Origin of the sequence: Micromonospora musae (genome assembly GCF_003626635.1) — a bacterium.
Classification (GTDB): domain Bacteria; phylum Actinomycetota; class Actinomycetes; order Mycobacteriales; family Micromonosporaceae; genus Micromonospora; species Micromonospora musae.
Genome location: NZ_RAZT01000008.1, coordinates 175619 through 186873, shown reverse-complemented (window position 1 = coordinate 186873; position 11255 = coordinate 175619). Strand labels below are relative to the sequence as shown.

Here is an 11255-nt window from a genome sequence, read left to right as displayed (position 1 = left end):
GCTCGACCTCGGCAACGACGAAGGGCGCCGGGCTCGTGCCCGGCGCCCTTCCAGTCGGTACGGTCAGCGGCGGCCGATGGTCAACATCGGCTTGGTGACCTCGGCGAAGAAGTCGTTGCCCTTGTCGTCGACCACGATGAAGGCCGGGAAGTCCTCCACCTCGATCTTCCAGACCGCCTCCATGCCCAGCTCCGCGTATTCGAGCACCTCGACGTGCTTGATGCAGTCCTGGGCGAGCCGGGCGGCCGGCCCGCCGATCGAGCCGAGGTAGAAGCCGCCGTACTCCTGGCAGGCGCGGGTCACCTGGGCGGACCGGTTGCCCTTGGCCAGCATCACCTGCGATCCGCCGGCGGCCTGGAACTTCTCCACGTACGCGTCCATCCGGCCGGCCGTGGTGGGGCCGAACGAGCCGGAGGCGTAGCCCTCGGGGGTCTTGGCGGGGCCGGCGTAGTAGACGGCGTGGTCGCGCAGGTACTGCGGCATGGGCTCGCCGGCGTCCAGCCGCTCGGCGATCTTCGCGTGCGCGATGTCCCGGGCCACCACCAGCGGTCCGGAGAGCGACAGCCGGGTCTTCACCGGGTACTTGGAGAGCTCGGCGCGGATCTCGTCCATCGGGCGGTTCAGGTCGACGCGGACGACCTCGGAGGTGTCCAGCTGCGCGTCAGTGACCTCCGGCAGGTAGCGGGCCGGGTCGGTCTCGAGCCGCTCCAGCCACACGCCCGACGGGGTGATCTTCGCGACGGCCTGCCGGTCGGCGGAGCAGGAGACCGCGATCGCGACGGGGCACGAGGCTCCGTGCCGGGGCAGCCGGACGACCCGCACGTCGTGGCAGAAGTATCGGCCGCCGAACTGTGCGCCGATGCCGAAGTCACGGGTCAGCTCCAGCACCTGGGCCTCCAGCTCCAGGTCCCGGAAGCCGTGCGCGGTCATCGAGCCGGTGGTGGGCAGCGCGTCGAGGTACTTGGCGCTGGCGTACTTGGCGGTCTTCAGCGCGTACTCGGCGGAGGTGCCGCCGATGACGATGGCCAGGTGGTACGGCGGGCAGGCCGAGGTGCCGATGAGCCGCAGCTTCTCGTCCAGGAACTGCATCATCCGCGTCGGGTTCAGCAGCGCCTTGGTCTCCTGGTAGAGGAACGACTTGTTCGCCGAGCCTCCGCCCTTCGCCATGAAGAGGAACTTGTACGCGTCCGGGTGTCCGTCCGGATCCTCGGCGTAGAGCTCCACCTGCGCGGGCAGGTTGCTGCCGGTGTTGCGCTCCTCCCACATGGTCAGCGGCGCGAGCTGGGAGTAGCGCAGGTTGAGCCGGGTGTACGCCTGCCAGACGCCCCGGGAGATCGCCTCGGCGTCGGTGCCGTCGGTCAGCACGTGCCGGCCGCGCTTGCCCATCACGATCGCGGTGCCGGTGTCCTGGCACATCGGCAGGACACCGCCGGCGGCGATGTTGGCGTTGCGCAGCAGGTCGAGCGCGACGAACCGGTCGTTCGGCGAGGCGGCCGGGTCGTCGATGATCGACCGCAGCTGGGCCAGGTGCGCGGGGCGCAGGTAGTGGGCGATGTCGTGCATCGCCTCGGCGGTCAGCGCGGTCAGGGCGGCCGGCTCCACGGTGAGGAAACGGCGACCTCCCGGGCCGTGCACGACGTCGACGCCCTCATCGGTGATCAGGCGGTACTCCGTCTGATCGGGGCCGGTCGGCAGCAGGGGGGCGTACGAGAAGGCGGCGGCACTGCTCATGAGCGGAAAGCCTAGGGCAGACCGGTCGATCATTCCCACCCGCCGGGCCCCGCTGGGACGCCGCTCTCACCGAACCCGCGAGCCGGGCAAATCGATCCCCTCATCTGGGCGGCCTGGTTGGGCGTCACCGCCCAGGTCAGCCGCTGGTCCCGTCGGGGCACAACTCACGTTTCGGCCCGCAGTCGGCGTCGTCTCCGTGATCGCCGGGGGCCGGGGCGCTGCCGCCCGGGCCGGGCGCGCCGTCGCCGTTCGACGGGTTCGGGTCGCTACCCGGCGTCGCGCCGAACCGGACGTAGCCGATCTCCCGCCCCTCGCCGATGACCATGCCGGCCGGGCCGACCGCGAGCGCGTTCGCGGAGGTCCGCAGCACGGCCAGCTCCCGCCCGGTACGCGGGTCCACGGCGGTCAGCCGGGACGGCTTCTCGTCGGCGATGACCGCGGCGTACGGGGTGAGGGTCGCCCCCGCCTTTCCGCCCGCCGGCCGGGTCCAGAGCGTGCGATCGGTACCGAGCCCCCGGGCGATGATCGAACGCTGGTCGGCCGAGCGGACCAGCGCGTACCTGTCGTCGACGGCGAGCAGCTTCTCGCGGTCAGCGCCGACCCAGAGCAAGCGGCCGTCGTACCCGTCGAGCACCGTCTCCCGGGCGTCCGGCGCGACCCCGATCACCACGTTCCGTGCGCCCTGCGGATCCTCCCGCTGCACGCAGCCGGCCTTCTCGGCGGTGCGCAGGTTGATTCCCGCCCGGCGCCAGGTCTCCCGGCCGGTGGCCGGATCGACGCCGGCGATGGCGAAGTAGCAGTTGTCGTCCTGCGAGCGGGCGTTGATGCGCAGCAGCCTCCCGCCGACCACGGAGAGGCGTTCCTCCCGGCCCGGCTCGACGTTCTGCAGGACGGCACCGGTGGCGGTGTCCACCACGTGCACCCGGCCGTCGACCGGGAAACCGAGCAGCGGCGGCACCGGCTCCGGGCCTGCCACCTCCTCCTCGAGCCGCTGCGCGGTCAGCCGGCGGGTGCCGCGCAGCCCGGGGTTGTCGGCGAAGAGGCCGCTGCCCACTCCCGGCAGGAACGCCGTCCACAGTGGCTTGGCACCGCGCGGGTCCCAGGCGCTCAACGTGCAGTCGGTCGGCTGGACACAGCGCGCGTCGAGCAGCAGGTTGCGGTACGTCCACACGGCCACCGCGTCGTCGTCCCGCCGCCGGGTCACCCCGGTGGTCGGGTCGAGCACCTCGTACCCCTTGACCAGCAGCTTGCCCACGACGACGACGGCGCTCCGGTCGGCGCCGGCGACCGCGGCCCAGTCGGCCTTACGCTCCCAGAGCTGGCCGCCGGTGGCGAGGGCGCGCGCCTCGACGCGGGTGCGCTGCTCGACGACGACGGTCTCTCCGGCGATGGTCACGCTCTTCGGCGTTCCACCGATCCGCTGCTGCCAGACCACGTCCGGCTCCGAGATCGGTTCGCTCCGGTCGACCCAGTCCCACACCCCGGGGAACGGGTTCCACACACCGGTGGCGGCGAGGGCGACGACGGCGATCAGCGCGAGCAGCAACACCACGCGTACGCCTCGACCCCTCCCCTTCGCCACACGCACACGGTAGCCACGATCACGTAGCTCCCATACGCCCGTACCGCCGTGTCGCCGCGCTTTCTGCCGCCGATGGTGTTAACAGGGCCGTCCCGTCCGGCCACTGTCGACAGCAGCTCCGGCGTGGCGGCCCTGTTCAGCGGCGGGCGGCGGAGCGGACCAGCGGGAGTGTGCGGTAGGGGATCTGCTCGGCCAGCGCGATGATCGTCGAGGCGCGGGTGATCCCCTCGGAGGAGACGATCTGGTCGATCACGCGCTGGAGGTCGGTGTTCGACCGGGCGACGATCCGGCAGAGCAGGTCGCTGGAGCCGGTGATGGTGTGCGCCTCCAGCACCTCCGGGATGCCGGCGAGGTGGGCGGTGACCGGGTCGTGGCCGTGCCGCTGGCTGATCTCCAGGGTCACGAAGCTGGTCACCCCGAACCCGATGGCCGTCGGCGAGATCTCGGGGCCGAAGCCGGCGATGACGCCTCGGGCGGCCAGCTTGTCGAGGCGCGCCTGCACGGTCCCGCGGGCCACGCCGAGCCGCCGCGAGCACTCCAGCACGCCGATCCTGGGTTCCTGGGCGAGCAGCTCGATCAGTCGCGCGTCCAGGTCATCGAGCTGGACATCCTGACCAGTGTTCATGGGGTTTCACCTTACGCAATGCACAAGCTGACCAGCATTTAGACGAACTATTGCCCAATGACCGGCGGCACCGCAATCCTCGGCACAAAGCAGGCACGGCGGCCCACGAGGCCGGCCGGTACGCAAGGGAGACCACCATGACCCAGGCGATCGACCGACCCCAGTCCGGCGACGACACGGTCGATGCCGACCGGCTCATCGGCGCTGTCGACCACGACATCACCCGCGACCCCTTCCCGGTCCGGGGCCTCGACCACGTGCACTTCCTGGTCGGCAACGCCAAGCAGGCGGCGCACTACTACTCGACCGCGTTCGGCATGACCTGCGTGGCGTACCGCGGCCCGGAGCAGGGCTACCGCGACCACGCCCAGTACGTCCTGACCAGCGGCTCGGCCCGGTTCGTGCTGACCGGCGTCGTGCGCCCGGACGCCGAAGGCGCCGAGCACGTCACCAAGCACAACGACGGCATCAGCGACATCGCGCTGGAGGTGCCGGACGTCGACGCCGCGTACGCACACGCCACCGCCCAGGGCGCGACCGGCCTCGTCGAGCCGCACGACGTCAGCGACGAGCACGGCACCGTCCGGATGGCGGCCATCGCCACGTACGGCGACACCCGGCACACCCTGGTCGACCGCTCCCGGTACACCGGGCCGTTCCTGCCCGGCTTCGTGGCGCGCGGCCCGATCGTGGACCGGCAGCCGATGATCGACGCCGGCATCCAGCCGAAGCGCTTCTTCCAGGCCGTCGACCACGTGGTCGGCAACGTCGAGCTCGGCCGGATGGACGAGTGGGTGGAGTTCTACAAGCGCGTCATGGGCTTCACCAACATGGCCGAGTTCGTCGGCGACGACATCGCGACCGACTACTCGGCGCTGATGAGCAAGGTGGTCGCCAACGGCACCCGCAAGGTGAAGTTCCCGCTCAACGAGCCGGCGATCGCCCGCAAGAAGTCGCAGATCGACGAGTACCTGGAGTTCTACCAGGGCCCCGGCGCCCAGCACATCGCCGTCGCCACCAACGACATCCTGGCCAGCGTCGACGCGATGCGGGCCGCCGGTGTCGAGTTCCTGGACACCCCGGACTCGTACTACGACGACCCGGAGCTGCGCGCCCGGATCGGGGACGTGCGGGCGCCGATCGAGGAGCTGAAAGCCCGCAAGATCCTGGTCGACCGGGACGAGGACGGCTACCTGCTCCAGATCTTCACCAAGCCGGTCCAGGACCGCCCGACCGTCTTCTTCGAGCTGATCGAGCGGCACGGCTCGCTCGGCTTCGGCAAGGGCAACTTCAAGGCCCTCTTCGAGGCCATCGAGCGTGAGCAGGAGATGCGGGGCAACCTGTAACACTTGCCAGCGTGACGCAACCCCCGTCGTACCCGACGCCGCCGGCCGGTGGGCCCCCACCCACCGCCGGCGGCTTCGCGCCGCCCACCGGTCCCACCCCTCAGCCGTACGGACACCACCCGGGCGCGGCTCCGCCACCGGCTCCGACCTGGTGCCGCCACGCCCGGTTCGCCGGTGCGGTCGTCGTTAAGGTGGCTGCGTGAGCGTGCAACCCGGCTGGTACATCGACCCTGCCGACACCGAGACCCGGCGGTACTGGGACGGCGAGGGCTGGATCGGCGCGCCCATCCCCGTCGACGCCACCCCGCCGGAGGGGCCGCCTCCCGTCGAGCCGCCGCCCGCGCCGCCGACGCCGGTCACGCCCGGCCCGGCGCAGGTGTCCCCGGGCTCGGCGCCGCCAGCCGCTGGGCCGCCGCCCGGTTGGCCCGGTCACCCCGGCCCACCCCCGGGGTACGGCCCGCCCGGTCATGGCCCACAGGGCCCCGGTTACGGCCCGCCCGGCTACGGCCCCCAAAGCGCCCCGCCCGGTCACGGCCCCCAGGGCCCCGGTTACGGCCCGCCCGGCTACGGCCCTCAGGGCGCTCCGCCCGGGTACGGGCCTGCGGGTGCCCCGCCTGGCTGGGCTCCCCCGGGTTGGGCGGGACGGATGCCCGAACCCCGGCCGCACGGGCTGCCGCTGGCCGGTTACGGTCGCCGACTGGCCGCCCGGCTCATCGACTTCGCCATCGTCCTGGCCCTGAACGTCCTGGTGAACGGCTGGTTCGTCTGGCGGTTCCTGGAGGAGATGGGGCCGTACTGGCGGGAGGTCCTCCGCCGGGCGATGGAGGGCGACACGTCCCGTGAGGGGCTGCCGCAGATAGGTGAGCAGGCCGGCGGCCTCCAGCTGGCCATCGTGGCGATCGCCGCCGCGCTCTGGCTCGCCTACGAGGTGCCGACGACGGCCTCGTCCGGGCAGACGCTCGGCAAGCGGGCGATGCGGATCAAGGCGGTGCCCCTCGCCGCCGACGAGCCGCTCGGCTTCGGCCGGGCCCTGGCCCGATGGAACACCTACGGCGGCGTGCCCACCCTGCTCTGGTGCTGTTTCGGCCTGGGTCTGCTGATCCAGCTCGTCGACGCGCTCTCCCCCCTCTTCGACCATCCCCTGCGGCAGGCGCTGCACGACAAGCGGGCCCAGACCGTCGTCGTCCAGCTACCCGACCCCGCCCCCACCGAACGCCCCCTGAACGACAGTTCCGACCCCCGGGAGAACCCCCATGACCGAAACCGGAAGACCTGAGCCGGCGGTGCGCCTGACCCGCGCCGACCTGGACGCGCTGCCCAGCTACGTACCCGGTCGCAACCCGACCGACCTGGCTCGGGAGCTCGGGCTGCCCGAGGCGATCAAGCTGGCCAGCAACGAGGTCCCGTACGGCCCGCTGCCCGGCGTGGTCGAGGCGGTCACCGAGGCCGCCGCCGGGGTGCACCGGTACCCGGACATGGGCGTGGTCACGCTCCGCAACGCGCTCGCCGAGCGGTACGGGGTGGATCCCGACCGGGTCGCCACCGGCTGCGGATCGGTGGCGCTCGCCGAGCACCTGGCGCGGGCCACCAGCCTCCCCGGTGACGAGGTGCTCTACTCGTGGCGCTCGTTCGAGGCGTACCCGATCATCGCGGCGACCAGCGGCGCGACCAGCGTCCAGGTGCCCAACGACGCGGGCCACGGACACGACCTGACCGCCATGGCGGCAGCGGTTACCGACCGGACCCGGCTGATCCTGGTCTGCACCCCGAACAACCCGACCGGCACCGCCCTGCGGAAGGCGGAGCTGGACCGGTTCCTCGACGCCGTGCCCGACGACGTCCTCGTGGTGATCGACGAGGCGTACCGCGAGTTCGTCACGGACCCGGAGGTGCCGGACGGGTTGACGTACCTCGACCGGCCGAACGTCGCGGTGCTGCGCACCCTCTCCAAGGCGTGGGGGCTGGCCGGGCTCCGGATCGGTTTCCTGGTCGCCCAGCCGGAGGTCGCGGCGGCGGTGCGAAAGGTGGTCACGCCCTTCTCCACCAGCATGGTGGCCCAGGCGGCCGCGCTCGCCGCGCTCGCGCAGGCCGACGAGGTGGAGCGCCGCTGCGCCCTGGTCGTCGCCGAACGGGACCGGGTCACCGAGGCGCTGCGCAAGTTCGTGCCGGAGGTCCCGACCAGCCAGGCGAACTTCGTGTGGCTGCCGCTGGGGGACCGGGCCGTCGCCTTCGGCAAGGCGTGCGAGTCGCGCGCCGTGATCGTGCGGCCGTTCCCCGGCGACGGGGTGCGGGTCACCATCGGCACTCCGGCCGAGAACGACGCCTTCCTGGCCGCCGCGGAGGCGGCCCTGGCCTGACACCGGTCCGGTCCGGTCCGCTGTACGCGTGCGGACCGGACCGACCGGTCAGGCCGCCGCTGCGGGCGCCCGGAGACGGTTCCGCCGCCGGTACGCGTACAGCACGAAGAGCGCCAGCACCAGTCCGGACGTGACCAGCCCGGCGTTGATCGCCCCGTCCGTTCGGTCCTCGGTGCCGGCCGCCGCCGCGGGCACCGCCCCGAAGGTCACCGTGCCGGTGGCGGTCCGCTTGGTCCAGCCGCTGGCCAGGGCGAACTTCGCCGACCAGGGTCCGTCGGGCAGCCGCCGGTCGAGCAGGACCCGGACGGTGGTGCTGCCATCCAGCGGCAGGGTGTGCGCCTCGGCCTTCACCGGCCCGACGGAGAGGCCGCCCGGCCCGTCGCTGAGCCAGAGTTCACCGGCCAGGTCGAGCGCCCGCTGGCCGGTGTTGCGCACCTCCGCGCTGACGAACGGCGTTCCGTCCTTCTCCCGACCGCCCGCCAGCGGGCCGATGTCGAAGCCCGACGGGGGTTCACCACCGGGGCCGACGGAGAGGTAGACCCGGATCCCGGATCGGCCGATGTTGCGCACGTTCCCGTCGTCGGTGCCGGGCACCTCGGCCCAGACGACCGCGTACCGTTCGCCGGACTCGGCCTTGCGCGGCACCTCGATGGTCACCAGGGCTTCGACCTCCTCGCCCGGCGCCAACGCCTCCTCGCGGGGCTGCACGTCGATCCAGCTGCTCAGCTCGTTCTCGGTCCGGTCCGGGGCGTACTCGAAGCCCTCGGCCGTGACGTCCGCGGCGGCGGCGTAGAGCGACACCTTCCGGTGGATCTCCGAGGTGTTCTCGACCATCACCCGGCGCTTGATCGTGGTGCCGGGCTTGAGATGGTCGACGATGTACTTGTGCGCCCGGGTGTCGTCGCGCCGGTCGATCGGGGCGTCGAGCAGCCGGATCCCGACGGAGACGTCCAATCCGCTCGGGCTCGCCGTCGGGGAGGGCCGCGGCTTCTCCCGCTCCTGCCGTCCCTGCGCCGGTACGTCGGCCTCGGGGATGTCGGGTTCGACGAGCGCGGCCGGCCGGGGCGCCGACCTCGGCGTGGCGGCCAACGCCGGCGCCCCGGTCGTGACCAGGACGGTCACGGCCAGGGCGAGGGCGCGGATGCGGTCATGCCACCGAATGGGTGATCACCCCTGAGTAGGTGCCGCCGACCGCGGTCGCCGGCACGTTGATCCGGACGTCCGGGGCCCAGCTGGCGGAGTTGTTGCCGCTGCCCGAGGTCTTGGAGAAGGCCGTCCGCGGCACGCCCAGGTTGACCCGGTCGGCCTCGGTGGGCTGGCCGGGCACGAAGGTGCTGCCGGGGCTGCCGGTGCTACTGGTCAGGCCACCGGACCAGTACTCCACGAGGTTGGGCGTGATGGTCTCCTCCGGCGAGCTGTTGCCTGTGGTGAACGAACTGGACGACACGGTGGTGACCCAGGTGGCGCTCAGCGCCGCCCGCTGGTCGCTGACCGTCACGGTGCCGAGCTCACCGGTGATGGCGGCACCCGAGAAGACGGAGCCGAGGTTGATCGACGCGGGGACGGTGATGTTCAGGTCGGCGGTGGCCACGGTGAAGGTGACGATGGTGTCGCCCGTCGGCGCGGCGGCGGCGGGTGTCGCCAGGGCCACCACGGTGGCCGCGGCGGCGGTCAGGGCAAGAAGCGGCTTCTTCATGCCGACGACGTTATGGCGCAGAAAGCACTGGACAGGCAGTATTCGGACAAATCACGCTTCAGGCTACAGAGTGGGTGATTGTTCCCTGGTAGGTGCCGGCGACGATGCCGGTCGGGATCGCCACCCGGACGGAGGGCACCCAGGCGACCGTGTTGTTGCCGTTGCCGCCGGTCTTGCGGAACGCCTCCCGGGTCGCCGCCAGCGTGACGGCCTGCGCCGCGGTGGGCTGCCCGGGCACCACCGTGCCACCGCCGGTGCTGCGAACGGCGGGACCTGACCAGTAGGAGATCCGGTCCCGGGTGATCGTGCGCTGCGCGCCGCCCGGACCGGTGGTGAAGAGGGTGGCGGAGACGGTGGCGACCCAGGTGTTCGGGTTCACCGGGCCCCGGAAGTCGCTCACCTCGACCCGGCCGAGCTGACCGGTGAGCGTTCCGCCGACGAGACCGGCGCCCAGGTTGACGACGGCCGGGACGGTGATGTCGACGCCGGGCGTCAGGGTCACCTGAAACGTACGGAGAGCCGGCGCCGCGTCGGCCGGCGCGGGGCTGATCAGGATGATGATTACGCCCAACAGGGCTGCCAGGAGTCGCACAGAGTGACTATAAGTAACTTATGTCCGATTTGTCGAGCAGGCTGGCGCGTGTCCCAGCTCAGGTCGCGGCCAGGACCAGCGGCTCCGAGGTGAGGAAGTACGCCTGGTCGTCCGCGTCCGGGTCGACCGGCGCCCGCAGGCGCTCCACGATCACGTACCCGGCCGCCGCGTACACCCCGCCCGGCACGTAGCCGGTACCGTCCTGCCCGACGGTGAGCGGGAACCGGGACCGCTCGGCGCCGGTCACCGGATCGAGCGTGACCAGCTCCCGGGCGTCGGTCAGCACGTGCACCCGGCCCGGCTGCACGGCGATCACCCGCCCTTGCCCGAGGTCGGGGCGACGCCACAGCTCGGCGCCGGTCCGGGCGGAGCGGCCGACCAGCGCGCCGTCGACGACTCCGACCGCCTGCTCCCCGGCGAGCTGGGTGTCGAGCCCGTCCAACGCGGGCGCCGGCACCGGCGCCCCCGCGCCCGTCAACCAACCCCGACCCGCCCCGTCACCCGGGCCCGCCGTACGCAGTCCGGAGCAGCCCGAAGGCCCGACCCGGCAGCCGACCAGGGTCACGACCAGCTCGTCGCCCGCGCCCGGCGGTCGCCAGCGGCTGGTCACCTCGCCGGTGGCCGCGTCCCGGAACTCGACGGCCGCCTCCCCGGCGCAACCGGCCACGCTCACCAACTGGCCCGTCGAGGTGGCACCGACGTCGCTACGGCACTCGGTTCCGACCTCCGACCGCCAGAGCCGCCGACCGCCGATCAGGTCGACACCGCGCGCCTCACCGTCGCCGGTCGCCACCACCACGTCCCGCCCGTCGGCGGTACGGGTGAGGTAGAGCCCGACCGGATCCCACACGATCGCGGCCCCGGTGCGCCGGGCGTCCGGCTTCCGCTGCGGCTCCGGCCCGTCGGTCCGCCAGGCCACCCGCCCATTTCGCGCGTCCAGCGCAACCAACCGTCCGTCCGACCAGCGGCTGACGACGGTGGTCCCGCTCGCCACCACCCCGACCAGTTCGGCCGGCCAGCGGCGGTACGACCAGAACGGGGTGGTGCGGTGCCGACCGTCGACCGGGGTGTCCGCGTACACCTGGCGGTGGCCCGTGTAGACGCGCAGCCGGCCGTCCACGATCAGCGGGGCGACGGGCAGCCGTCCGATCACCCCCGCCGAAGGCTGCGCGGGGGCCGGGTAGGCGGCCTGGGCGACCGTGCTGACCTCGGCGGGGGCGAGCACCCGGTAGACCGTCGCCGCGACCGCGGCGGTGACGAGCAGCGCCGCGACCGCCAGCACGACACGTCGCCGGCCGTTCCGGAACCCCATGCGCACCTCCGCCC

Annotated in this window: 10 protein-coding genes; 3 read left to right on the top strand and 7 right to left on the bottom strand. The window is 72.6% G+C overall.

All coding sequences use genetic code 11. The annotated features are described in order from the left end of the window. Positions 1–63 precede the first annotated feature (63 nt). The 3 genes from D7044_RS17385 to D7044_RS17375 form a co-directional block, all read right to left on the bottom strand. The gene (locus D7044_RS17385) at positions 64–1731 is read right to left on the bottom strand and encodes a fumarate hydratase (protein ID WP_120680218.1); all 1668 of its coding nucleotides are present in this window, start codon (positions 1729–1731) and stop codon (positions 64–66) included. Between the two features lie 136 nt (positions 1732–1867). Further along, complete coding sequence (locus D7044_RS17380; protein ID WP_120680216.1) at positions 1868–3313, bottom strand: outer membrane protein assembly factor BamB family protein; 1446 nt, start codon at positions 3311–3313, stop codon at positions 1868–1870. A gap of 136 nt (positions 3314–3449) precedes the next feature. Next, entirely contained in the window at positions 3450–3938 is a 489-nt protein-coding gene (locus D7044_RS17375) for an Lrp/AsnC family transcriptional regulator (protein ID WP_120680214.1), read from the bottom strand. Between the two features lie 137 nt (positions 3939–4075). Here D7044_RS17375 and hppD point away from each other — a divergent pair, with 137 nt between their 5' ends. The 3 genes from hppD (at position 4076) to hisC (ending at position 7641) form a co-directional block, all read left to right on the top strand. After that, positions 4076–5284: a 4-hydroxyphenylpyruvate dioxygenase gene (hppD, locus tag D7044_RS17370; RefSeq protein ID WP_120680212.1), complete on the top strand. Its 1209-nt coding sequence runs from the start codon at positions 4076–4078 to the stop codon at positions 5282–5284. A 199-nt stretch (positions 5285–5483) separates the two neighbouring features. Then, positions 5484–6560: an RDD family protein gene (locus D7044_RS17360; protein WP_120689536.1), complete on the top strand. Its 1077-nt coding sequence runs from the start codon at positions 5484–5486 to the stop codon at positions 6558–6560. Then, positions 6538–7641, top strand: coding sequence for a histidinol-phosphate transaminase (hisC, locus tag D7044_RS17355; protein WP_120689535.1), 1104 nt, complete (start codon positions 6538–6540; stop codon positions 7639–7641). Before D7044_RS17360 ends, hisC begins: the two co-directional genes overlap by 23 nt. A 48-nt stretch (positions 7642–7689) precedes the next feature. Here hisC and D7044_RS17350 read toward each other — a convergent pair whose 3' ends face one another. The 4 genes from D7044_RS17350 to D7044_RS17335 are packed head-to-tail and all read right to left on the bottom strand — an operon-like array spanning position 7690 to position 11241. Beyond that, positions 7690–8763: a hypothetical protein gene (locus D7044_RS17350; protein WP_120680206.1), complete on the bottom strand. Its 1074-nt coding sequence runs from the start codon at positions 8761–8763 to the stop codon at positions 7690–7692. Positions 8764–8788: 25 nt separating this feature from the next. After that, positions 8789–9337 (bottom strand): hypothetical protein, encoded by a 549-nt coding sequence (locus D7044_RS17345; protein ID WP_120680204.1) that lies wholly within the window; start codon positions 9335–9337, stop codon positions 8789–8791. 58 nt (positions 9338–9395) lie between these two features. Next, entirely contained in the window at positions 9396–9929 is a 534-nt protein-coding gene (locus tag D7044_RS17340; RefSeq protein ID WP_120680202.1) for a hypothetical protein, read from the bottom strand. A gap of 58 nt (positions 9930–9987) precedes the next feature. Next, entirely contained in the window at positions 9988–11241 is a 1254-nt protein-coding gene (locus tag D7044_RS17335; RefSeq protein WP_120689534.1) for an outer membrane protein assembly factor BamB family protein, read from the bottom strand. Positions 11242–11255: the final 14 nt, after the last annotated feature.

Bases quoted from the DNA above. Each gene is read 5' to 3' on its own strand.
- hppD (WP_120680212.1), top strand. From the start codon at position 4,076: ATGACCCAGGCGATCGACCGACCCCAGTCCGGCGACGACACGGTCGAT.
- D7044_RS17345 (WP_120680204.1), bottom strand. From the start codon at position 9,337: ATGAAGAAGCCGCTTCTTGCCCTGACCGCCGCCGCGGCCACCGTGGTG.
- D7044_RS17335 (WP_120689534.1), bottom strand. From the start codon at position 11,241: ATGGGGTTCCGGAACGGCCGGCGACGTGTCGTGCTGGCGGTCGCGGCG.
- D7044_RS17375 (WP_120680214.1), bottom strand. From the start codon at position 3,938: ATGAACACTGGTCAGGATGTCCAGCTCGATGACCTGGACGCGCGACTG.
- D7044_RS17385 (WP_120680218.1), bottom strand. From the start codon at position 1,731: ATGAGCAGTGCCGCCGCCTTCTCGTACGCCCCCCTGCTGCCGACCGGC.
- hisC (WP_120689535.1), top strand. From the start codon at position 6,538: ATGACCGAAACCGGAAGACCTGAGCCGGCGGTGCGCCTGACCCGCGCC.